General features: G+C 62.1%; 25 protein-coding genes. 21 read left to right on the top strand and 4 right to left on the bottom strand.

The features are described from left to right. The first annotated feature begins 236 nt into the window (after positions 1-236). The 5 genes from BM173_RS07305 to BM173_RS07285 all read left to right on the top strand — a co-directional run bounded on the left by BM173_RS07305 (position 237) and on the right by BM173_RS07285 (position 7,056). Complete coding sequence (locus tag BM173_RS07305; RefSeq protein ID WP_090479380.1) at positions 237-1,118, top strand: N-acetylmuramoyl-L-alanine amidase family protein; 882 nt, start codon at positions 237-239, stop codon at positions 1,116-1,118. A gap of 117 nt (positions 1,119-1,235) precedes the next feature. Then, positions 1,236-3,680 carry a penicillin-binding protein 1A gene (locus BM173_RS07300; protein WP_177201853.1) on the top strand — a complete coding sequence of 815 codons (2,445 nt, stop codon included), beginning with the start codon at positions 1,236-1,238 and terminating at the stop codon, positions 3,678-3,680. 89 nt (positions 3,681-3,769) lie between these two features. Then, positions 3,770-4,897, top strand: coding sequence for a peptide chain release factor 2 (prfB, locus tag BM173_RS07295; RefSeq protein ID WP_090479374.1), 1,128 nt, complete (start codon positions 3,770-3,772; stop codon positions 4,895-4,897). 56 nt (positions 4,898-4,953) lie between these two features. After that, positions 4,954-5,613, top strand: a complete 660-nt coding sequence (locus BM173_RS07290; RefSeq protein ID WP_090480237.1) for a class I SAM-dependent methyltransferase — start codon at positions 4,954-4,956, stop codon at positions 5,611-5,613. A gap of 36 nt (positions 5,614-5,649) precedes the next feature. Then, a complete protein-coding gene (locus tag BM173_RS07285) occupies positions 5,650-7,056 on the top strand; it encodes an NAD(P)H-dependent flavin oxidoreductase (RefSeq protein ID WP_090479371.1) in 1,407 nt (468 codons plus the stop codon). 9 nt (positions 7,057-7,065) lie between these two features. On the opposite strand, the gene BM173_RS07280 is transcribed toward BM173_RS07285, so the two are convergent. Then, entirely contained in the window at positions 7,066-7,494 is a 429-nt protein-coding gene (locus BM173_RS07280) for a nuclear transport factor 2 family protein (RefSeq protein WP_090479368.1), read from the bottom strand. Between the two features lie 288 nt (positions 7,495-7,782). Continuing rightward, positions 7,783-8,805 (bottom strand): 2-hydroxyacid dehydrogenase, encoded by a 1,023-nt coding sequence (locus BM173_RS07275; RefSeq protein ID WP_090479365.1) that lies wholly within the window; start codon positions 8,803-8,805, stop codon positions 7,783-7,785. A gap of 83 nt (positions 8,806-8,888) precedes the next feature. Between BM173_RS07275 and BM173_RS07270 the strand changes: the two genes are divergently transcribed. Beyond that, positions 8,889-9,359, top strand: a complete 471-nt coding sequence (locus BM173_RS07270) for an SH3 domain-containing protein (protein ID WP_090479362.1) — start codon at positions 8,889-8,891, stop codon at positions 9,357-9,359. On the opposite strand, the gene BM173_RS07265 is transcribed toward BM173_RS07270, so the two are convergent. Together BM173_RS07265 and BM173_RS07260 are read right to left on the bottom strand one after the other, a co-directional pair. Further along, positions 9,360-9,776, bottom strand: coding sequence for a hypothetical protein (locus tag BM173_RS07265; protein WP_143089596.1), 417 nt, complete (start codon positions 9,774-9,776; stop codon positions 9,360-9,362). Further along, positions 9,742-10,938 (bottom strand): thiolase family protein, encoded by a 1,197-nt coding sequence (locus BM173_RS07260; protein WP_090479356.1) that lies wholly within the window; start codon positions 10,936-10,938, stop codon positions 9,742-9,744. Before BM173_RS07260 ends, BM173_RS07265 begins: the two co-directional genes overlap by 35 nt. Positions 10,939-11,027: 89 nt before the next feature. Between BM173_RS07260 and BM173_RS07255 the strand changes: the two genes are divergently transcribed. The 15 genes from BM173_RS07255 (at position 11,028) to nuoK (ending at position 22,999) form a co-directional block, all read left to right on the top strand. Further along, complete coding sequence (locus tag BM173_RS07255; protein ID WP_177201836.1) at positions 11,028-12,458, top strand: coniferyl aldehyde dehydrogenase; 1,431 nt, start codon at positions 11,028-11,030, stop codon at positions 12,456-12,458. Between the two features lie 202 nt (positions 12,459-12,660). Then, complete coding sequence (gene ndhC / locus BM173_RS07250) at positions 12,661-13,035, top strand: NADH-quinone oxidoreductase subunit A (RefSeq protein WP_090479351.1); 375 nt, start codon at positions 12,661-12,663, stop codon at positions 13,033-13,035. A 13-nt stretch (positions 13,036-13,048) separates the two neighbouring features. After that, positions 13,049-13,615, top strand: coding sequence for a NuoB/complex I 20 kDa subunit family protein (locus tag BM173_RS07245; RefSeq protein WP_245755806.1), 567 nt, complete (start codon positions 13,049-13,051; stop codon positions 13,613-13,615). A gap of 10 nt (positions 13,616-13,625) precedes the next feature. Beyond that, the gene (locus tag BM173_RS07240; protein WP_090479348.1) at positions 13,626-14,474 is read left to right on the top strand and encodes an NADH-quinone oxidoreductase subunit C; all 849 of its coding nucleotides are present in this window, start codon (positions 13,626-13,628) and stop codon (positions 14,472-14,474) included. Next, positions 14,474-15,004 carry a hypothetical protein gene (locus BM173_RS07235; protein ID WP_090479346.1) on the top strand — a complete coding sequence of 177 codons (531 nt, stop codon included), beginning with the start codon at positions 14,474-14,476 and terminating at the stop codon, positions 15,002-15,004. The genes BM173_RS07240 and BM173_RS07235 overlap by 1 nt, the downstream gene beginning before the upstream one ends. Next, on the top strand, positions 15,001-16,218 hold the full coding sequence (locus BM173_RS07230; RefSeq protein ID WP_090479343.1) for an NADH-quinone oxidoreductase subunit D: 1,218 nt from the start codon (positions 15,001-15,003) through the stop codon (positions 16,216-16,218). The genes BM173_RS07235 and BM173_RS07230 overlap by 4 nt, the downstream gene beginning before the upstream one ends. Then, the gene (locus tag BM173_RS07225; protein WP_090479340.1) at positions 16,218-16,889 is read left to right on the top strand and encodes a complex I 24 kDa subunit family protein; all 672 of its coding nucleotides are present in this window, start codon (positions 16,218-16,220) and stop codon (positions 16,887-16,889) included. The genes BM173_RS07230 and BM173_RS07225 overlap by 1 nt, the downstream gene beginning before the upstream one ends. Beyond that, positions 16,886-17,029 (top strand): hypothetical protein, encoded by a 144-nt coding sequence (locus BM173_RS14595; RefSeq protein WP_177201835.1) that lies wholly within the window; start codon positions 16,886-16,888, stop codon positions 17,027-17,029. The genes BM173_RS07225 and BM173_RS14595 overlap by 4 nt, the downstream gene beginning before the upstream one ends. After that, entirely contained in the window at positions 17,029-18,333 is a 1,305-nt protein-coding gene (nuoF, locus tag BM173_RS07220) for an NADH-quinone oxidoreductase subunit NuoF (protein WP_090479338.1), read from the top strand. Before BM173_RS14595 ends, nuoF begins: the two co-directional genes overlap by 1 nt. Continuing rightward, positions 18,333-20,321 (top strand): NADH-quinone oxidoreductase subunit NuoG, encoded by a 1,989-nt coding sequence (gene nuoG / locus BM173_RS07215; RefSeq protein WP_090479336.1) that lies wholly within the window; start codon positions 18,333-18,335, stop codon positions 20,319-20,321. Before nuoF ends, nuoG begins: the two co-directional genes overlap by 1 nt. Further along, a complete protein-coding gene (locus tag BM173_RS07210) occupies positions 20,318-20,509 on the top strand; it encodes a hypothetical protein (protein WP_090479333.1) in 192 nt (63 codons plus the stop codon). Before nuoG ends, BM173_RS07210 begins: the two co-directional genes overlap by 4 nt. Then, complete coding sequence (gene nuoH / locus BM173_RS07205) at positions 20,506-21,567, top strand: NADH-quinone oxidoreductase subunit NuoH (RefSeq protein WP_090479330.1); 1,062 nt, start codon at positions 20,506-20,508, stop codon at positions 21,565-21,567. Before BM173_RS07210 ends, nuoH begins: the two co-directional genes overlap by 4 nt. Beyond that, complete coding sequence (nuoI, locus tag BM173_RS07200) at positions 21,564-22,049, top strand: NADH-quinone oxidoreductase subunit NuoI (protein WP_090479327.1); 486 nt, start codon at positions 21,564-21,566, stop codon at positions 22,047-22,049. Before nuoH ends, nuoI begins: the two co-directional genes overlap by 4 nt. A 27-nt stretch (positions 22,050-22,076) precedes the next feature. Then, positions 22,077-22,697 carry an NADH-quinone oxidoreductase subunit J gene (locus tag BM173_RS07195; RefSeq protein ID WP_090479324.1) on the top strand — a complete coding sequence of 207 codons (621 nt, stop codon included), beginning with the start codon at positions 22,077-22,079 and terminating at the stop codon, positions 22,695-22,697. Then, entirely contained in the window at positions 22,694-22,999 is a 306-nt protein-coding gene (nuoK, locus tag BM173_RS07190) for an NADH-quinone oxidoreductase subunit NuoK (RefSeq protein ID WP_090479321.1), read from the top strand. Before BM173_RS07195 ends, nuoK begins: the two co-directional genes overlap by 4 nt. Positions 23,000-23,001 lie beyond the last annotated feature (2 nt).

Here is a 23,001-nt window from a genome sequence, read left to right as displayed (position 1 = left end):
TTGCCGAAGATCGGCGCAGGGACTGCGGAAAGGGATGAGTGCGTTCTGTGCATCAACCTGTACAAATAAGGGCCACGCCAGGATGGCGGGGCGAATACGATATCGGCGACCCTCTTCGTCGCGACTTACGCGCCGATCGGAGGCACCGAACCGATATGAGGAGCGCTAGCACCGTGGGTTTCGATCGGCAACTATATTGCGCATAAGGTGCACGAAGCCTTAAGGTTTTGGTGACCATGAAATCGATCATGCATCTCGCCGCGCCCCTTCTCGTCACGGTAACTGCGCTTGCCGCAACGATCGGTGTCGTCGCTGGCGGCGGTTTGGCCGCAGCCGAGCCCGGGCTGGTCTTGAGGGCGGCTTTGCCGGGCAAGGCGGACGAGCCCGAATTGCCCGAGGTTCGCGGTCAGGCGGAATTGCCGCTGGTCGTCATCGACCCCGGTCATGGTGGCTTCGATCCCGGCGCCACCGCATCGGGTTATCGCGAAAAGACGCTCGTGCTCGGACTGGCGCGGGCGCTTCGCGACGAAATCGAAGAAAGGAATATCGCGCGCGTGGCCCTTACCAGGGACGATGACCGCTATCTTCTCCATGCGGAGCGCTACGGTTTGGCCCGGCGGCTGAATGCGGACCTGTTCATCTCCATTCACGCCGACAGCGCAGGGGACGCAGGAGAGGTCGAGGGGGCGAGTATCTACACGTTGTCCGATCGCGCATCGAGCGCGGCAGCGGCCCGGTTCGCCGCGCGCGAGAACGCCGCCGACACGCTGAACGGCGTATCCCTTGGCGGGGCCAGTGCCGAAGTGAACGAAATTCTCGTCGAATTGTCCCGGCGGCGGACCCGCGCCGAATCCGACGAATTTGCAAGGCTTATCCAGCGGGCAGGCGAAGGAAAGGTGCAATTCCATCCACAGCCGCGCCATTCCGCCGACCTCCTGGTGCTTCGCGCGCCCGATATTCCCTCGGTCCTTTTCGAAAGCGGCTTCATCACCAATGAGGAAGACGCGAAAAGGCTCGCGTCGGCCGAGGGACGGGAGGACTTTGCCGAGGTGATGTCCCAGGCAATCGGTCTGTATTTCGCCCGCCAGCAGCAGCGCTCGTCGCAAATGCAAATGTAGGTATAGCGCGCCGGATAAACGGCGTGCTAGAGGCCTGCGTTGATCATGGATTACGCCAGCCACCTCCAGTATTATCGCGAGCGCCTCACCGGCGATCCCGTGCGCTTTGTCAATTGGATGCGCGAGAACTGGCACGACAACCAGCGCCTGCGGGTCATGACCTACCTGACCGGCATTGCGCTGATGCTGCTGGTGCTCTTGTGGGCCTCGCTCGCGCGCAACCTTCCGGACGCCGAATCCCTGCTGGAATATGAAACGCCGCTTCCTTCCGTGGTGCGCGGCGTGGACGGGGAAATCGTCCATTCCTATGCCCGGGAACGGCGCGTCCAGTTGCAATATGTCGATTTCCCGCAGCCGATGATCGAGGCTTTCCTCTCGGCCGAGGACAAGACGTTCTTCAGCCACGGCGGGGTCGATTTCACCGGCACGCTGAATGCCGTGTTCGATTATGCCACTAAATACGGCTCTGGCGAACGGGCGGTCGGCGGTTCGACCATCACCCAGCAGGTGGCCAAGAACCTCCTGCTTGGCGACGAATATTCGGTCACCCGTAAGCTCAAGGAGATGATCCTTGCGCAGCGGATCGAGCAGGTTCTGACCAAGCAGGAAATTCTCGAACTCTATCTCAACGAAATTCCGCTCGGGCGGAGAAGCTTCGGCGTACAGGCAGCCGCGCGCGCCTATTTCGACAAGGATGTCGACGAGCTGGACCTGCATGAGACCGCGTTCCTCGCGATCCTTCCGAAGGCGCCGGAACGTTACGGACGCGAGCGCTACCGCGATCTCGCCGTGACGCGCCGCAATTTCGTTCTCGACCAGATGGTCGCCAATGATTTCGTCTCCGCCGCAGAGGCGAACACTGCCAAGGCGCAGCCGCTTGGCCTCGTCCAGCAGCGCAGCGAACGTTCGGCCGATGCCGGCTATTTCCTCGAAGAGGTACGCCGCCAGCTGATCTCGGAATTCGGCGAAACCGCCGATGATGGCGGGAATAGCGTTTACGCCGGCGGCTTGTGGGTGCGCACGTCGCTGGACGTGGAGCTTCAGGATGCGGCGCGCGATGCTCTGAGGGCACAGCTGCTGAGCTATCACGGCAATCGCGGTTTCACGGGTCCGATTGCAACGCTGAACCCGGAGAATGGGAGCCTGCACTCGCAGCTCGCCTCTTCGAACCTAAGCATCAACTACGAGAATTGGCGTGTCGGCGTCATCACCAAGGCAGGCAGTTCGCCGACGATCGGCCTGACCGATGGCGAGGACTATGCACTCTCGGGCGCCCCGAGCACGCTCAAGATCGGCGACGTCGTTGCTGCGGAGCCGTCGGGTTCCGGTTACCGGCTGCGGGTCGTGCCCGAGGTGTCGGGCGGCTTCCTGGCGGAGGCCCCACAGACTGGCCGGGTCCTCGCAATGCAAGGCGGGTTCGACAGCCGCCTGGGCAGCTTCAACCGCGCCACGCAGGCCGATCGCCAGCCAGGTTCGACCATCAAGCCCTTCGTCTACGCCTCTGCGCTCGACAACGGCATGACGCCTGCCACGCAGGTTCCCGACCAGACGTTCTGCGTTTGGCAGGGCGCACAGCTTGGCGAGAAGTGCTTCCGCAACTTCGGCGGTGGCGGCGGCGGTGAACATACGCTGCGCTGGGGTCTCGAGCAGAGCCGTAACCTGATGACCGTCCATATCGCCGACGACACGGGCATGCAGAACGTCGTCCAGACGATCTCGCGCGTCGGTATCGGCGACTACGAACCCTATTACTCCTTCGCTCTCGGAGCGGGGGAGACGACCGTGGCGAAGATGGTCAATGCCTATGCCGCGCTTGCGAACTGGGGACGCCAGAACGAAGGCTCGGTCATCGACTACGTGCAGGATCGCCGCGGAAAAGTGATCTACCGCACGGACAAGCGCGAATGCACCGGCTGTAACATGGCGGAATGGGACGGGCAGCCGATGCCTCGCTTCGAACCGTCGGGTAAACAGGTCCTCGATCCGCGCACCGCTTTCCAGATGGTTCATATGCTGCAGGGCGTCGTAACGCGCGGTACCGCCGTGCGCCTGCGCAGCCTCGAACTGCCGCTCTTCGGCAAGACGGGGACCACCAATGGCCCGACCAATGCATGGTTTGTCGGGGGCACGCCCGATATCGTTGCGGGCATGTATGTCGGCTTCGACCAGCCACGGAACCTTGGTGGCTGGGTGCAGGGCGGCAATACCGCGGCGCCCATCATGAAGCGCTTCGTCGAAGCCACGAAGGACCGCTGGACATCGCCCGATTTCGTCGCTCCTCCCGGCATTCGCATGGTCAAGATCGACCGCCGCACGGGCAAGCGAGTGTTCGACGGCGAGCCTTCGAACGATCCCAAGGCATCCGTGATCTGGGAGGCTTTCAAGCCTGATACCGAACCGCCGCGTTCGACCCGTTCCGACGAAATGGCCGCGCAAAGGGCCGAGATTCTCGAGCTCATCAAACGGGCTCGCGAAGGGGTCAGGGCGAACCGTCGGGTCGAAGCCGAAGGCCGCGAGGATTCCGCCGGAGACTTCGTCGAAGAGAACGAAGGGCTCTACTAGCCAGTCCCCTCCAACCCGGCCCGCGCAGCTTTACAATTGCGGCCTGCGCGCTAGGTGGGCGAACCAACGGAATACAAGGAATTCGACTTATGCGTGCCGAAGGGCAGGCCAATATCGACCGTATCGAAGCTGCTCTCGCGCTTGTGCGCCAGTCGCTCGACTGGGACCATGCGCTGCGCCAGCTGGACGAGCTCGACGCCCGGGTCCAGGACCCGACCCTGTGGGACGATCCCAAGCAGGCACAGGCCATCACGCAGGAGCAGAAACGCCTCGAGACCGCGATCAATACCGTTCGCGAAATCGAGAGCGAGATGGGCGATGCCATCGAGTTCGTCGAAATGGGCGAAGCCGAGGGCGATGACGATATCGCCAATGAAGGGCTCGCGAGCCTTGCCGCGCTCGCCGACCGGGCCGACCGCGACAAGGTGCAGGCGCTTCTTTCCGGTGAGGCCGACGCCAACGACACCTATCTGGAAATCCACGCAGGCGCGGGCGGTACCGAAAGCAACGACTGGGCGGAAATGCTCTTTCGCATGTACGTGCGCTGGGCAGAACGCCGCGGCTTCAAGGTCGAAACGGTGGAATACCAGGCCGGGGACCAGGCCGGGATCAAGTCGGCGACGCTGCTGCTCAAGGGCGAGAACGCCTATGGCTATGCCAAGACCGAAAGCGGCGTCCACCGCCTCGTCCGCATCAGCCCCTACGACAGTTCGGCGCGGCGCCACACCAGCTTCTGTTCGGTCTGGGTCTATCCGGTGATCGACGACAATATCGACATCGAGATCAACCCGGCCGACCTCAAGATCGACACCTACCGCGCATCGGGTGCTGGCGGCCAGCACGTCAACACGACCGACTCTGCCGTGCGTATCACCCACCAGCCGACCGGTATCGTGGTCGCCAGCCAGAACGACCGCAGCCAGCACAAGAACCGCGCCACCGCGATGAACATGCTCAAGGCGCGCCTGTTCGAACGCGAGATGGCGGAACGCGAAGCGGCTGCATCGGGCGAATACCAGGAAAAGAGCGATATCGGGTGGGGACACCAGATCCGTTCCTACGTCCTGCAGCCGTACCAGATGGTCAAGGACCTCAGGACCGGCGTGACCTCGCCGACGCCTGACGACGTGCTCGACGGCGCGCTCGATCCGTTCATTTCGGCAGCCCTGGCACAAAGGGTTACGGGCGAAACCGTCGAGGTGGAGGACGCCGAGTGAGACGCGCTCCGCTCATCCTGATTGCATTCGGCGCCCTTGCCGGATGCGATGCGGTCATGAGCGACGCCGATGGTGGGGCGGTATTCCCCGAGCCTGACCGGCCCGTATCAGAGGTAATCTCCTACCAGTTCTCGACCGAAGACGCCCGCGACAGCCGCGGCGAAGCGCAGAAGGTCATGGACCTGGCGGAAATCGAGCCCGGCATGACCGTGGCCGATATCGGTGCGGGCAATGGCTATTACACCGTCCGCCTCGCGCCGCGCGTGGGCGAATCCGGGCGTGTGCTGGCGCAGGACATCGATCCCGAAGCGATCCAGAGGCTGGGCCGACGTGTCGAGCGCCAGCGGCTCGACAATGTCTCGATCAGGTTAGGTGAGCCGAACGATCCGCGCTTGCCGGACAACAGTTTCGACCGGATTTTCATGGTCCACATGTACCATGAGATCCAGCAGCCCTACGAGTTCCTGTGGAACATGTGGCCGGCCTTGCGGGACGGGGGACAGGTGATCGTCGTGGACGTCGATCGCCCGACCGACCAGCATGGGATCGATCCCCTGCTGCTGTCGTGCGAATTCCGCCGCGTCGGCTATGAACTCGTGGCATTCAAGGACGCGCCCGAGCTTTCGGGGTACTATGCACAGTTCAAGGCAGCGGCTAACAGGCCAGAGCCGGAAGAGATAACGCCCTGCCGCGCAGATAGCGGCAACGAGGGCTAGGCACGATAAAGTGCCCAATCAGGGAAAGAGGATTGCATGAGTTTCAAGGGTCTTAGCCCGATCGTCTATGGTGGACGCGAAGTCTGGCCGCTTATCGAAGGCGGCAAGGGCGTCTCCGCGACCAACCACGCAAGCTCCGGCGCCTGGGCGGCAGCCGGGGGCATCGGCACCGTCAGCGCAGTTAATGCGGACAGCTATGACGAGGATGGCAACCCGATCCCGCAAGTCTACCCGCAGGCGACCCGTGTGGAACGCTTCGAACAGCTCGTACGCTATGCCATCGACGGCGCGACCGAGCAGGTGAACCGCGCCTACGAGATTTCCGAAGGCCGCGGCGCGATCAACATCAACGTCTTGTGGGAACAGGGCGGGGCGCAGCAGGTGCTCGAAGGCGTGCTGGAAAATTGCGCCGACAAGATCACCGGCGTCACCTGCGGCGCAGGCATGCCCTACAAGCTGGCCGAAATCGCCCAGCGCTATAACGTTCACTACCTGCCGATCGTCTCGTCCGCGCGCGCCTTCCGCGCCCTGTGGAAGCGCAGCTATTCGAAGGTTCCGGACCTGCTCGCCGCCGTGGTCTACGAAGACCCGTGGCTGGCGGGCGGACACAATGGCCTCTCCAACGCGGAAGACCCGACCAAGCCGGAAGATCCCTATCCGCGCGTGAAGGCGCTGCGTGAAACGATGCGTGCCGAAGGTGTCTCGGAAGATACGGCAATCGTCATGGCGGGCGGCGTCTGGTTCCTGCGCGAATGGAACGACTGGATCGATAACCCGGAATTGGGCAAGATCGCCTTCCAGTTCGGCACACGCCCGCTGCTGACCGAAGAAAGTCCGATCCCGCAGGTCTGGAAGGACATGCTGCGCACGGTCGAGCCGGGCGACGTCCTGCTGCACAAGTTCAGCCCGACCGGTTTCTATTCGAGCGCGGTGAAAACGCCGTTTCTCTACGATCTGATGCACCGTTCGGAGCGCCAAATCCCGATCTTCAAGCGCGACGAGGAAGACGGCACCATCCCGCTTTCCGACCACGGCAAGGCGAAGTACTTTTTCGTCCACCCGGGTGACCAGCGCAAGGCGCAGGCCTGGATGCACGAAGGCTTTACCGAAGCGCTCAAGACCCCGGACGATACCGTCGTCTTCGTGACGCCCGAAAGCGCGGAGCAGATCCGTGCCGACCAGCAGGGCTGCATGGGCTGCCTGTCGCATTGCCAGTTCTCGAGCTGGAAGGATCACGACAACCACACGACCGGCCGTCTCGCCGACCCGCGCAGCTTCTGCATCCAGAAGACGCTGCAGGACATCGCCCACGGCGGCGACCCGGACGAGAACCTCGCCTTCGCGGGTCACGCTGCCTACCGGTTCAAGCAGGACCCTTTCTATTCGAACAACTTCACCCCCACGGTGAAGGAACTGGTCGAACGGATTTTGACGGGGGACTGAGGTTCCGGCCTAGCGCCAGAGCTGCATCGACCTGATGGCGTCGGGCATCTTGGCATCCACGTCGGGCCGCGAGATCGTGCGTTCGACGATCCGCCATTTGCGGCGCACCTTGCCCTTTTGCCACAGGTCCATGAGCCAGGTTTCGCCCGACCAGTCATGGTCGCCCATGGTCGCGTCGAGCGTCATGCGGGTGGCGAAAACCGCGATGTTGCCATGGCGGCGGACGTAGACTTCGTCGAAACGATAGCCGTTGCAGCGAAAACGCGTGGTCGCCGCCTCCAGCCAGCTTGCGCGGTCGAGGATCGCGGGGCTGTTCGATCCGAGCAGGAAGATGAAGTCCTTCGACGCGAGCGCCTTCATCACATTGCGGTCGCGTTGGGCCCAGGCGCGCATCCACTGGTGTTCGAGCGCTTCGATCCGGCTTGAAAATTCATCCATGGGGCGGAGCGCTTAAAGCCACTCGCCGACAATGCAAAGCCGGTATCGGTTGCGATTGGGGAACAAGGTTTTCCTACTCGCTCATATTATGCTCGCTAGGCCCAGATGCATTCCCGCAAATTCTCGAAACCACTTCCACTCGCGGTTGCCACTTCGGAGCTGTGCAACTCGCCGAGATTCGACATGGCAATGTGTCACCTTCGCGAGAGGAAAGAAAATGCTCGTATTATCATCGAGTTACTAGGCGAATTTGAAGGCGACACACTGTCGCCTTTGTCACCTTCGGCGTCAGAAACCGCTCAGCACTTGGTCGGGCGGCCGATGGCCGTCGGCCCACATGCGGATATTGGCGATCACCTTGATGCCCGATTCCTCGCGGCCTTCGCGGGTGGCGCTGCCGATGTGGGGCAAGGTCATGACATTGGGGTGCCGGATCAGCCGCTGATCCACATTGGGTTCGTCCGGATAGACGTCGAGGCCTGCGCCGGCGAGCTGGCCGCTCTCCAACGCGGCTATCAGCGCCTCGTAGTCGACGAGGTCGCCGCGCGCGGTGTTGATGAGGCTCGCACCCTCTTTCATCAGGCCGAGCCGGCGGGCGTCGATCATGTGCCGGTTTTCCGCATCGGCGGGGCAGTGCAGGGTGAGGATATCCGCTTCGGCCACAAGCTCGTCGAGGGTTTCGACGTAGCGAGCGCCGAACATCCGCTCGATCGCCTCGGGGAGGCGCTTGCGGTTGTGATAGATCACCTCCAGCCCGAAAGCGCGTGCGCGGTGCGCAACGGCCTGCCCGATCCGTCCCATTCCGACGATGCCGAGGGTCTTTCCGCCCAGCTTGCGGCCGAGCATGGCAGTGGGTGCCCATCCGGTCCACTTTCCGCTCCGGATAAGCTCGACACCCTCGCGGATACGCCGCGGAACGCCGATAATCCCGGCCATGGTCAGGTCGGCGGTATCGTCGGTGAATACGCCGGGCGTATTGGTGACGATGATGCCTTTTTTCGCCGCCGCCTTGAGATCGATATGCTCGGTCCCGGCGCCGAAATTCGCGATGAGGCCGAGGTCGCTACCCGCAGCGTCGATCATCTCCGCATCGATCCGGTCGGTGACCGTGGGAACCAGCACGTCGCAGTCCTGCATTGCGGCGACGAGCGCATCGCGGTCCATCGGGTGATCATCCGTGTTGAGCCGCGCATCGAACAGTTCGGACATGCGCTGTTCCACCGCCTTGGCGAGGTGGCGCGTAACGGTTACGCGCGGCGTCCTGTCGAGGCGCTTTTCGGGTCGGTCGAATGAAGTGTCGTGCTCGCTCATGTTGTTCACATCGCTACGCTTACGTGCGGGAAACGGTCAAGCGATGCTTGATGCGAAACCCTCGCCATTCTACAGCTATCGCCATGTCGCGAGTGCCGCTTCTCCTCCTGCTTGTCTCCATGCTCGCATTCGCGTCGCCTGCCTCTGCGCAGGATCGCGAAGTGCCGTACTGGGCAAGCATTCGGGCCACCGAACTCAATATGAGAGTGGGGCCGAGTGCGGACTACAAGATCGCGTGGGTCTACCGGCGCAAGGGACTTCCAGTGAAGGTCCTGCGCATCATGGAAGGATGGCGCCTGATCGAAGATCCGGACGGATCTCGCGGATGGGTCGTCTCGCGTTTGCTGACACCCGATCGCGCAGCCATCGTTGTCGGCGAAGGTGAGGGGGCCATTCTCGCAGATCCGGAGGCCGGAGGTTCGGTCAAATGGCGCGTGGAGCCCGGTGTCGTCGGTACGCTTGGCGATTGCGACGAGGGCTGGTGCGAATTCGCCGTGGGGAACCGGGCGGGATATATCGAGCAAGCCCGCCTCTGGGGTGCGGGCGAGCCCTGATCACTCGGGGGTCGGTGCGTCGGCTTCGATCCGTTTCACCGAGGCATTTGCGCCCTGGTCGTAGCAGGCTTCGGGTTCGCTGCCTTCGGGATCGTAGCAAAGCTGCGTTCCTTCCAGCCGCCAGTTGCCGTTTTCGACCGGGTTCCCATCCGCATCCGTGTCGAGATAGGTCCCGTCGGCATTCAGGGTGTGTCGGATGGTGGAGCCATCCGCCAACGTCGCCTCGTAAGTCCCGGCGATTTCCTCGGGAGAGGGAGCTTGCTGCGCTGGCTTGGGTTCGGACTGATCCTGATTGCAGGCTGCAAGCAGGAGCACGGCAGCGATCGGAAGGCAGGAGGCGCGTCGGCCCCTCCTGCCGTCCCGTTCGCTATCGTAAGTCACTTCAGGCCAGTTCGACTGCAACGGCAGTCGCTTCACCGCCGCCGATGCACAGCGATGCGACGCCGCGCTTCTTGCCCTGCTGCTTGAGCGCATTGAGCAGGGTGACGATGATGCGGGTGCCGCTTGCACCGATGGGGTGGCCGAGTGCCGTGCCGCCGCCATTGACGTTGATCTTGTCGTGCGGGATGCCGATGTCGCGCATCGCGAACATCGCGACGCAGGCAAACGCTTCGTTCACTTCCCACAGGTCGACATCGTCGGCCGACCAGCCGGCCTTTTCGAGGACCTTGTTGATCGCGCCGACCGGAGCGACCGTGAATTCGGAAGGCTCTTGCGCATGGGCGGCCATCGCGACGATCTTGGCGATCGGAGCCTGGCCGTTTGCCGAGGCCACGCTCTCGCGGGTCAGGACCACGGCAGCTGCGCCGTCGGAGATGGAAGAGGACGTCGCGGCGGTGATCGTGCCATCCTTGGCGAAGGCAGGGCGCAGCTGCGGGATCTTATCGGGGCGGCCCTTGCCGGGCTGCTCGTCGTGTTCGACCGTCACGTCGCCCTTGCGGGTCGAGAAGGTGACGGGGACCACTTCGTCGGCAAAGGCGCCGCTGTCGATGGCTGCATTCGCGCGGCGGAGCGATTCGATGGAATATTCGTCCATCTGCTCGCGCGTCAGCTGGTAGTCGTTGGCTGTATCCTGTGCGAAAGTGCCCATCGCGCGGCCTTCCTCATAGGCATCTTCGAGCCCGTCGAGGAACATGTGGTCGTAGGTCGTGTCATGGCCGAGGCGCGCGCCGGAGCGGTGCTTCTTGAGGAGGTAAGGCGCATTGGTCATGCTCTCCATGCCGCCGGCCACGACATAGTCGACCGTGCCGCTGGCGAGGGCTTCGGCGCCCATGATGACGGTCTGCATGCCGCTGCCGCAAACCTTGTTGACCGTGGTTGCCTGTACGGATTTCGGCAATCCCGCCTTGATCGAGGCCTGGCGGGCAGGGGCCTGGCCGAGACCTGCGGGAAGGACGCAGCCCATGTAGGTCCGGTCGAACTTGTCGGCTGCGACGCCCGAACGCTCTACCGCGGCCTTGACTGCCGTCGCGCCGAGATCGGTAGCGGATACGTCGGCAAGGGCGCCTTGCATGCCGCCCATGGGGGTGCGGGCGTAGGAAAGAATTACGACGGGATCGTTTGCGCTGAACTGGGTCATGCTTGTGCTGGTCCTCTGGTTCTGGAATATCTTGCCGCCGAGATAGGATAGGCGTCGCTGCGGCGCAACACAGACCAAGGGAGAATATCATGGCTGATGAGCGACTGAACCGGATGGAAGAGGTCCTTCGCAAGCAACGCGCGGCTCATCACCAGATGCGGCCCGAGCCCATGGCGTTGCGCAAGGATCGTATCGAGCGTTCGATCAAGCTCCTGAAAGATCACGCTGACGACCTGTGCAAGGTCATGAGCGCAGACTTCGGCAACCGCTCTCCGCAGCAATCGATGATGACCGACATCGTCGGCACCATCAATTTCGGGAAATATTGCCTGAAACGCATGGATGGCTGGGCCAAGGCGGACAAGCGCCACGTGCAGTTCCCGCTCGGCCTGCTGGGGGCAAAGGCGGAGGTCCGCTATGAACCCAAGGGCGTGATCGGCATCCTCAGCCCGTGGAATTTCCCCGTGAACCTCACGTTCGGTCCGCTGATGCAGATTTTCGCGGCCGGGAACCGGGCGATGATCAAGCCCAGCGAATTCACCGAGAAAACCAGCCTGCTCATGAAGGAGCTGGTCGAGGAATATTTCACCGAAGACGAATGCGCCGTTTTCACCGGCGGCCCGGAAATCGCCGGAGCGTTCTCCGAACTGCCGTTCGACCACCTGGTCTTCACCGGCTCTACCGCAACGGGCCGCAAGGTGATGGAGGCGGCCTCCAAGAACCTGGTCCCGGTTACTCTCGAACTGGGTGGCAAAAGCCCCGTGTTCATGGGCGAGAGCGCCGATTTCGCGAAAGCTGGCGAACGCATCGCGATGGGCAAGATGATGAATGCGGGCCAGATCTGCCTCGCGCCCGACTACCTCTACGTTCCAGAAAGCAAGCAGGACGAGGCGATCCACGGTGTCTGGCAGGGCACAGCCAACATGTACCCCACGCTGCTCGATAACGACGACTATGCGAGCGTCGTCACCGACCGCCATTTCGATCGCCTCCAGGGCCTGGTTGCCGACGCGCGCGACAAGGGTGCGGAGGTCATCGAGGTCAATCCGGGCAACGAGGATTTTTCGAACACCAACAGCCGCAAGATGCCGCTGACGATCCTCAAGAACGTGACCGAGGACATGAAGGCGATGCAGGAGGAAATCTTCGGGCCGGTCCTGCCGGTGAAGACCTATCGCCACATGGACGAGGCGATCGAATATGTGAACGAGCACGACCGTCCGCTGGGTCTGTATTATTTCGGGCAGGATTCCGACGAGCAGTCGAAGGTCTTGACGAAGACGATCAGCGGCGGCGTCACCGTCAACGACGTGATTTTCCACGTTTCCATGGACGACCTGCCATTCGGCGGGGTCGGTCCTTCCGGAATGGGAAGCTATCACGGTATCGAGGGCTTCCGCGAATTCAGCCATGCTCGCAGCGTCTACACCCAGCCGAAGATCGACGTTGCCAAGCTGGCCGGTTTCAAGCCGCCATATGGCGACGCCACACGCAAGGCGATCGACAAGATGATGAAGTGATGGGCGCGTTCCGGCGGACCGTTGGCCCTTTCGGCCGTCGGTGCGCCGGACGATAGCTCTGCGCCCGGACAGTTGTCCGTAACAGGGGCTATGTGCATCCGTTGCAACCATGCTTACGGGAATTGCGCCTTTCGCACCCTTGCACCTGTCACGCGAGGGGCCTAGAGGCGTGCCCGAACCAAGCCCCGCTTAGGAATCATTCGTGGTCGACCTCGAACAATATCTACCGATCCTGATCTTCCTCTTCATCGCAGTCGTCCTGTCGACTGCCTTCGTGTTCCTGCCGATGGGCGTATCCCGCCTTACCGGCGCGCACGCGCCCGATGCGGAGAAGCTCAGCGAATACGAGTGCGGATTTCCCGCATTCGACGACGCCCGCAGCCAGTTCGACGTTCGCTTCTACCTTGTCGCGATCTCGTTCCTGCTGTTCGACCTCGAAGCCTCGTTCCTTTTCCCGTGGGCTGTCAGCCTCGACATCACCGGGTGGACGGGCTGGATTTCGATGGTGATTTTCCTTCTCATTCTGGCGATCGGTCTCGCCTACGAATGGAAGATGGGCGCATTGGATTGGGACTGATATGAGCCAGCAAATGACCTCCAGCCCGCACGGACGCGACGCCCTGCTGCAGCCGACTGCCCAGCCGGGTGACGTGCGCCAGCCCGACCAAGACTATTTCAACGCGCTTCAGACGGAAGTGAACGACAAGGGTTTCCTCGTCACCAGTACCGAGGACCTGTTCCAGTGGGCGCGTACGGGTTCGCTGTGGTGGATGACTTTCGGCCTCGCATGCTGCGCGGTCGAGATGATCCACGTGAACATGCCGCGTTACGATATGGAGCGTTTCGGCGTCGCTCCGCGTGCTTCGCCCCGTCAGTCCGACGTGATGATCGTCGCAGGCACGCTCTGCAACAAGATGGCTCCTGCGCTGCGCAAGGTTTACGACCAGATGTCGGAACCGAAATACGTTATCTCGATGGGCAGCTGCGCCAATGGCGGCGGCTACTATCACTATAGCTACAGCGTCGTTCGCGGCTGCGATCGCATCGTGCCGGTCGACATCTACGTGCCTGGTTGCCCTCCGACGGCAGAGGCACTGCTTTACGGCGTGATGCAGCTGCAGCGTAAGATCCGCCGCGTCGGCACGATCGAGAGGTAAGGGCGAAGAGATGGCAACGCTTCATTCCGCGCCCCGGTTCACCCAGATCGACGGCCTCAAGAACACGATCTCGAATGCGCTTGGCGATCATCTCGTCGAGGCACGCGAAGAGCATGGCGAGCTGCTTTTCCATGTCCAGCGCGGCAGCATCGAAACTGCGCTGCGCACCCTGCGCGACGATTTCGAGTACCAGCAGCTGATGGAAATCGCCGGTGTCGACTACCCGAACCGTAATGAACGGTTCGAAGTAGTCTATATGCTGCTTTCGGTCACCACCAACAATCGCATCATGGTCAAGTGCCGCGCATCGGAAGATACGCCGGTACCGACGGTGACGACGCTCTGGCCAAATGCGGGCTGGCTCGAGCGCGAAGTGTTCGACATGTACGGCGTGCTGTTCGACGGTAATACCGACTTGCGCCGCATCCTGACCGACTACGGCTTCGAAGGTCACCCCTTCCGCAAGGATTTCCCGCTCACCGGCTATGTCGAGTTGCGGTATTCCGAAGACGAAAAGCGCGTCGTCTACGAACCCGTGAAGCTGGCACAGGACCTGCGTCAGTTCGATTTCATGAGCCCGTGGGAAGGCGCGGATTACGTCCTTCCGGGCGACGAAAAGGCGGATATGCCGCCGATCGACGATCCCAAGACTACCGAAAGCCCCAAGCAAACGGGTGCCGGCGAGAAGGCTGATGATAAGGCCGCTGAAAAAGTCAGCGCCGATGCGCCGGCCGAAAAGGACGGCGGACCCGATGCTCCGCCGCCGGAGCCGACGGAAGATCAGCCGGGGCGCAAGAAGCGGGTCGGCAAGACGACCGATACCGCGAAGGCCACCAAGCCGAAGAAGGGCACCGATTGATGCGCGCGCTTATCCTTCCTCTGACTGCGCTCGCGCTCGCGGCGTGCTCTTCCGAGCCCGCGCCTCAGGAAAGCGCGGATGACTTCGCCAGCCGTATCAACGGCGGGGAGCAGGGTGCTGCTGCGCCTGTCGATGCCGATGCGCCGAATGTCGCTGCGGAAGCCCCTCCGGCGGATGCAAATGTCACGCAGCTCGAGCAGCTTCGCGATATTGCCAATGTCGACATGGGGCCGCGCGATGGCGGCTGCACCTTCATGGACGGCAATCGCGAACTCGTCATGGCGAGCGCGCTTAAGGAACCGACCTTGCCGGGCAAGGCCGTGATCCGTGTTGGAGGCGGTCTGACGCTGCTCGACACGGGCCCCGGCGGCCTCGACTTGCTCAAGGCAGGAGCCACATTTTCGGGTGAGGGCGTGACCGTCCAGGTCGCACCGCAGGCAGGCGATGCGGCTTCGCGTCCCGCCAACCTCACCGTTAGCGCTGCCGACGGCAGCACCGCCACCTACTCCGGCAAGTGGATTTGCGCATGAGTACCGGTTTCCAACTCGAAGAATCGCCGACCACCGGCGACGAAACGATCACCAACTACACGATCAACTTCGGGCCCCAGCATCCTGCGGCCCACGGCGTGCTGCGCATGGTCATGGAGCTCGACGGCGAGATCATCGAACGCATCGATCCGCACGTCGGCCTGCTGCACCGCGGCACCGAAAAGCTGATCGAGCACAAGACCTACCTGCAGGCGCTGCCGTATTTCGACCGGCTCGACTACTGTTCGCCGCTGGCGCAGGAATACAGTTACGTCCTCGCGATCGAGAAGCTGCTGAACGTCGAGGTGCCCGAGCGGGCACAGTACATCCGCGTACTGTTCGCCGAGCTGACCCGCATTTGCAACCACATGCTCAACATTGGCGCGCACGTCATGGACGTTGGCGCGATGACGCCGAACCTGTGGGTTTTCGAGCTGCGCGAAGATTGCATGAACTTCTTCGAGCGCATGAGCGGCGCGCGCATGCACCACGCTTATCTGCGCCCGGGCGGTGTCCACCAGGACGTGCCCGAAAAGCTGCTCGTCGGCATCGGCGAATGGATCGACACGCGCCTGCCCGAACTGTTCGGCGATGCGATGAGCCTCGTGCTCGACAACCGCATCTTCAAGCAGCGCAACGTCGATATCGCGGTGGTCAGCAAGGAAGACGCGCTGGCCTGGGGCTTCTCCGGCCCGATGATCCGTGCTGCCGGTATCCCGTGGGATCTGCGCAAGTCGCAGCCCTATGACGTTTATGACCGGATGGAGTTCGACATTCCCGTCGGCACCAATTCGGACTGCTACGATCGCTTCGTGGTGCGCGTGAAGGAAGTTTACGAGAGCGCGAAGATCATCAAGCAGTGCCTGCGCGATATGCCGACCGGCCCCATCGCCAGCAGCGACCGCAAGGTCTCGCCGCCCAAGCGCGCCGAGATGAAGCAGTCGATGGAAGCGCTGATCCACCACTTCAAGCTATATACCGAGGGCTTCCACGTGCCCGCGGGTGAGGTTTACGTCGCCACCGAAAGCCCCAAGGGCGAATTCGGCGTCTACCTCGTCAGTGACGGCTCGAACAAACCCTATCGCTGCAAGATCCGCCCGACGGCCTTCAGCCACCTGCAAGCAATGGATTTCATGAGCAAAGGCCACATGCTGCCCGATGCCACGGCCATCCTCGGCGCCATCGACGTCGTGTTCGGGGAGTGTGACCGCTAATGGCTGACCGTAATCCCGCACCCGATACTCCCGAGCTGCGCGAGCGCTGGGGTGCTTTCGAGTTTAACGAAAGCTACCGCGAGCGTGCGGACAAGGCGATTGCGCGCTATCCCGAGGGACGCCAGCGTTCCGCGGTGATGCCGCTACTCGACCTTGCACAGCGCCAGGTCGGTGAGGAAACGAATACGCAGGGCTGGCTGCCGCTGCCGGTGATCGAATATGTCGCCGACTATCTCGACATGCCGGTCATCCGCGTGCTCGAAGTCGCCAGCTTCTACTTCATGTACAACATGAAGCCGGTGGGTAAGTACCACGTGCAAGTCTGTGGCACGACGCCCTGCATGCTACGCGGTTCGGACGGTCTGTTCGAAACCTGCAAGAAGCGCGGCATGAAGAAGGGCCACGTGTCGGAAGACGGCCTGTGGACCCTCACCGAAGTCGAATGCATGGGCAATTGCGCCACCGCGCCGATGGTCCAGATCAACGACGACAATTACGAAGACCTTACGCCCGAGCGCCTCGACACCATCCTCGATGCATTGGCAAAGGGTGAGCAGCCCAAGGCTGGAACGCAGGAGCCGGGCCGTCACACCAGCGAACCGGCCAACGCGCTGAGCTCGCTCGAAGCGATGGTCGAGGAAAACCACGATTATCGGAGTGAGTGGTCATGAGCGCCGACTGGCTCACCATCATCCTCGCGCTGGTCGCGATCGTGGTCGCGTGGAAAGTCTTCAAGGGCGTCGTGAAGACGATCGCACTGGTCGTGATCCTGATCGCGGCTGCCATTTTCGTATTCGGAGGTCTCGCCTGATGCTCGCCGACAAGGATCGCATCTTTACCAACCTCTACGGCTTCCAGGACTGGGGCCTGAAGGCGGCGCAGCAGCGCGGCGACTGGGATGATACCAAGTCGCTGATCGCGCGCGGACATGACAACATCATCGAGGAAGTGAAGGCTTCCGGCCTTCGCGGCCGTGGTGGCGCAGGCTTCCCGACCGGCCTCAAATGGTCGTTCATGCCGAAGGAATCGAAGGACGGCCGTCCGAGTTTCCTCGTCATCAACGCCGACGAATCCGAGCCCGGTTCCTGCAAGGACCGCGAGATCATCCGCCACGATCCGCACAAGCTGATCGAAGGCGCGTTGGTCGCCGGCTACGCCATGCGGGCGAGGGCGGCCTACATCTACATTCGCGGCGAGTACATCCGCGAGGCAGAGACTCTGCAGGCCGCGATCGACGAGGCCTATGACGCTGGCCTGATCGGCAAGAACGCCTCGAAATCGGGCTATGATTTCGACGTCTTCCTGCACCGCGGCGCGGGCGCCTACATCTGCGGCGAGGAAACCGCGATGATCGAGAGTCTCGAGGGCAAGAAGGGTCAGCCCCGTCTCAAGCCCCCGTTCCCGGCAGGCGCGGGCCTCTATGGCTGCCCGACCACGGTCAACAATGTGGAATCGATCGCCGTCGTCCCGACCATCCTGCGTCGCGGCGCGAGCTGGTTCGCAAGCTTCGGCCGCGAGAACAACAAGGGCACCAAGCTCTTCCAGATCAGCGGCCATGTGAACAAGCCCTGCGTGGTCGAGGAAGCGCTCTCGATCCCGTTCAGCGAGCTGATCGAGAAGCACTGCGGCGGCATCATCGGCGGCAAGGACAACCTCCTCGCCGTGATCCCCGGCGGTTCCTCGGTACCGCTGGTCCCGGCAGAGCAGATCTGGGACGCGCCGATGGACTTCGACGGGCTCAAGGACTTGGGTTCGGGCCTCGGCACGGCCGGCGTCATCGTCATGGACAAGTCGACCGACATCGTGCGCGCGATTTCCCGCTTGAGCTATTTCTACAAGCACGAGAGTTGCGGCCAGTGCACGCCCTGCCGCGAAGGCACGGGCTGGATGTGGCGCATGATGGAGCGCCTGCGCACCGGCGACGCGGCGATCGAGGAAATCGATATGCTGCAGCAGGTCACCAAGCAGGTCGAAGGCCACACCATCTGCGCGCTGGGTGACGCGGCCGCATGGCCGATCCAGGGCCTCATCCGCCACTTCCGCCCCGAGCTTGAGCGCCGGATCGAAGAACACAACGCAAAGTTTGCCCCCGATACTCTGGAAGCAGCTGAATAATGCCCAAGGTTACAGTAGACGGACAGGAACTCGAAGTCCCCGAAGGCGCAACCGTCCTTCAGGCGTGCGAGCTTGCGGGCAAGGAAATCCCGCGTTTCTGCTATCACGAGCGGCTGAGCATTGCCGGCAACTGCCGCATGTGCCTCGTCGAGGTGAAGCCCGGGCCGCCCAAGCCGCAGGCGAGTTGTGCGCTCCCGGCCACCGAAGGCCAGGAAATCCGCACCGATAGCGAGATGGTGAAGACCGCGCGCGAAGGCGTGATGGAATTCCTGCTCATCAATCACCCGCTCGATTGCCCGATCTGCGACCAGGGCGGTGAATGCGACCTGCAGGACCAGTCGGTCGCTTACGGCCGCGGCGCGACGCGCTATGAGGAAAACAAGCGCGCCGTCACCGAGAAATACATGGGCCCGCTGATCAAGACGGTCATGACCCGCTGCATTCACTGCACCCGTTGCGTGCGCTTCAGCGAGGAAATTGCTGGCGTGGACGAAATCGGCGCGGTCGGTCGCGGCGAGGACATGCAGATCACGACCTACCTCGAGCAGGCAGCCGAGCACGAGCTTTCGGCAAATGTGATCGACCTCTGCCCGGTCGGCGCGCTCACGTCGCGCCCCTACGCGTTCGAAGCGCGTCCGTGGGAGCTCAAGAAGACGCTCAGCATCGACGTTTCCGATGCGGTCGGCGCGAATATCCGCCTCGACAGCCGTGGCCGTGAAGTCATGCGTGCACTTCCGCGCGTCAATGATGCGGTCAACGAGGAATGGCTGTCCGACAAGGGCCGCTACATGGTCGACGGCTTGTCCAAGCGTCGTCTCGACAAGGTCTTCATGCGCAAGCGCGGTAAATTGCAGCCGGCGACCTGGGACGAGGCTTTCAAGGCCATCGCCAAGGCCAAGCCCGGCAAGGCCATCGCCGCCGTGGCCGGTGACATGGTTGATTGCGAAACGATGTTCGCCGCCAAAGCGCTGCTCAAGGCGTGCGGTTCGAAGCTGATCGAAGGTCGTCAGACCGGCATGGATTATGACGTGTCGAACCTGGCCGCGGTCAACTTCAACTCGACTTTCGAAGGTCTCGAACACGCCGGCGCGATCCTGATTGTCGGCAGCCACATCCGCTGGGAAGCCCCGCTGGTCAACGTGCGCATTCGCAAGGCCGTGAAGCGCGGTGCGAAGGTTTACGTTGTCGGACCTTACTGGGACACGACCTATCCCGCTGAATTCCTCGGTGAAGACCTTGGCGTTCTCAACAAGCTCCCGAAGGACGTCGCGGACGCCTTCAAGAATGCCGAACGCGGCGCAGTCATCGTCGGCGGCGGTGCGCTCAAGGGTGCGCATGGCAAGGCAATGGCGCTCGCCAGCGATTGGGGAGCGGACTTCAACGTCCTGCATTTCTCCGCCGCGCGTATGGGCGGCCTGATGCTCGGCTTCGCGCAGAAGGGCGGCATGGCGGACATCGTCAAGGCCAAGCCCAAGGTCCTTATCAGCCTGGGCGCTGACGAAATGGACTACGAGCCGTTCACCGATACGCTGAAGGTCTACATTGGCCATCACGGCGACAAGGGCGCGCATTCGGCCGACATCATCCTTCCGGCAGCTAGCTATGCCGAAAAGGACGGGACCTACGTCAACACCGAAGGCCGCGTGCAGTTCGCCGAAAAGGCCGTTTTCGCACCGGGTGATGCACGCGAGGACTGGACGATCCTGCGTGCGCTTGCCGATGCCCTCAAGGTTGAAGTCGGTTTCGACAATTTCGCTCAGTTGCAGTCTGCGATGATCGCTGAAGTCCCGGCTCTCGGCGAAGAAGGCCTGGCCGATTATGGTGCGCTTCCCAAGGTCGACGCCAAGGCGAAGGCGGAAGGCACCATGAGTGCCTATCCGATCAAGGATTTCTACCTCACCAACCCTATCGCGCGTGCCAGCGAAGTGATGCAGCGCTGCTCAAGCGAACTCCTGCATGACGGCGAGCTTGCGGAGGCGGCGGAATGAGCGATCCTTTCACCCGCGTGGTGGCGCGTTTCACGCCGCACTTCCTGATCCTGTTCTTTGTTGCGGCTGTCGCAGCCACCATCATTACCGGCGGTCCGGTAATCGATAATGTCTTTTACGGCAGCTGGTTGCTGATTGCCGCTGCCGCCCTGGTGCGCTTTGATATTCACATGGAAGGTCGCAAATGACCGAGTTCTTCCAATCCCTCGGCATGAGCTACGAATGGGCGTGGGGCGTAGCCACCGTTGCCGGCATCCTGCTCATCGCGCTGCCGCTGATGCTGGCAGTAGCCATGATCATTTACGTCGACCGCAAGGTCTGGGCGGCGATCAACCTGCGCCGCGGCCCCAACGTGGTCGGACCCTTCGGCCTGCTGCAGAGCTTTGCCGACGGTCTGAAGGTGTTCCTCCAAGAAACCATCATCCCGAGCGCGGCAAACAAGGGCATCTTCCTGCTCGCCCCGATCGTGACATTTACCGTCGCGCTGGCGGCATGGGCGGTCATCCCCTTCGATGCAGGCATGGTGCTGGCCGATATCAATGTCGGACTGCTCTACATCCTCGCGGTAAGTTCGCTGTCGGTCTACGGCATCATCATGGCCGGTTGGGCTTCGAACTCGAAGTATCCGTTCTTCTCGGCCATGCGCGCTTCGGCACAGATGATCAGTTATGAAGTCTCGATCGGCTTCATCCTCGTCTGCGTCGTCCTGTTCGCAGGTACTTTCAATCTCAACGACATCGTGCGGGCGCAGGAAGGCTTCGGCCTCGGCATCGTGAACGCCTATGTCGTCCACCCGCTGATCTTCCCGATCTGGGTGATGTTCTTCATCTCCTGCCTCGCGGAAACGCAGCGTGTCCCGTTCGACCTTACCGAGGCGGAATCGGAACTCGTCGCCGGTTACCAGACCGAATACAGCTCGATGAGCTTCGCGCTCTTCTGGCTCGGTGAGTATGCGAACATCCTGCTGATGTGCATTCTCAACGCGCTGCTGTTCTTCGGTGGCTGGCTGCCGCCGCTAGATATCGACCTGATCCCCTGGTTCGATATTCCGGGCATCGTCTGGCTGCTGCTGAAGGCGTTCTTCTTCTTCTTCATGTTCAGCTGGGTCATGGCGACCGTCCCGCGCTATCGCTACGACCAGCTGATGCGCCTGGGCTGGAAGGTGTTCCTGCCGTTGAGCCTCGTTTTCGTCCTTGTCATTTCCGGTTACCTGATGGCGACCGGTCACTTCGGAGCCGCCGCATGAGCGTCGCCCATCTGATCAAGTCGTTTACCTTGTGGGAGTTCGTGAAGGCGCACGCCCTCACGCTGAAGTACTTCTTCAAGCCCAAGGTCACGATCAACTATCCGTTCGAGAAGAACCCGCTGAGCCCGCGTTTCCGCGGTGAGCATGCCCTGCGCCGCTATCCCAACGGGGAAGAGCGCTGCATCGCCTGCAAGCTGTGCGAAGCTGTCTGCCCGGCGCAGGCTATCACGATCGAGGCCGAACCGCGTGAAGACGGCAGCCGCCGTACCACGCGCTACGACATCGACATGACCAAGTGCATCTACTGCGGTTTCTGCCAGGAAGCCTGCCCGGTCGATGCCGTCGTCGAAGGCCCGAACTTCGAATACGCAACCGAAACCCGCGAGGAGCTGCTTTACGACAAGGCCAAGCTGCTCGCGAATGGTGACAAGTGGGAGCGGGCCATCGCCGCGAACCTTGAAGCCGACGCACCCTATCGCTAACCGCGCCGCAACCGTAACCGGGGCAACATGATCCAGACTATCGCCTTTTACATGTTCGCGATCATCATGATTGCATCGGCCGTGATGGTAATCACGGCCCGCAATCCGGTGCATTCCGTCCTGTGGCTCATCCTCGCCTTCTTCAACGCGGCCGGCCTCATGGTGCTGGTCGGTGCCGAGTTCATCGCGATGCTGTTGGTCATCGTCTACGTCGGGGCAGTCGCCGTGCTTTTCCTGTTCGTGGTCATGATGCTCGATATCGATGTCGCGGCCATGCGCGCGGGCTTCATCCGCAATTTCCCGCTGGGGATCGTCGTGGCGCTGATACTGCTCGCAGAGCTGGTGCTGGGCATCGGTGCCTATAACGTGGGCGCGATCAACCTCGGTACGCCGCCTGCAGGCGATGCGTCGGTCGTGGCCGAGAGCAATACTGCCGCCATCGGTGCGCTGCTCTACAGCAAATATGTATTCCTGTTCGAGATCGCCGGCATCATTCTGCTCGTCGCGATGATCGGGGCGATCGTCCTAACCCACCGTCCTTCCAAATCGAAGCGCGGACAGCAGGACATCGGCAAGCAGGTCCGCCGCAATCCCGACGAGGCAACCGTCATGAAACAGCCCGAAGTGGGTAAGGGAGTCGAGCTGTGATTGGCATCGAACACTATGTCGTCGTCAGCACGATCCTGTTCGTGCTCGGCGTCCTGGGGATTTTCCTCAATCGCAAGAACATCATCGTCATCCTGATGGCGATCGAACTGATCCTGCTCGCAGTGAACATCAACATGGTCGCATTCAGCGCTTTCCTGGGCGATCTGGTCGGGCAGGTCTTCGCGATGTTCATCCTGACCGTTGCTGCTGCCGAAGCCGCCATCGGTCTGGCGATCCTTATGATATATTTCCGTGGCCGCGGCACGATTGCGGTCGACGATGCGAACCGGATGAAGGGGTAAGC

Source organism: Qipengyuania nanhaisediminis (genome assembly GCF_900115585.1).
Classification (GTDB): Bacteria; Pseudomonadota; Alphaproteobacteria; order Sphingomonadales; family Sphingomonadaceae; genus Qipengyuania; species Qipengyuania nanhaisediminis.
This window is presented reverse-complemented; position numbering and strand designations above follow the sequence as displayed.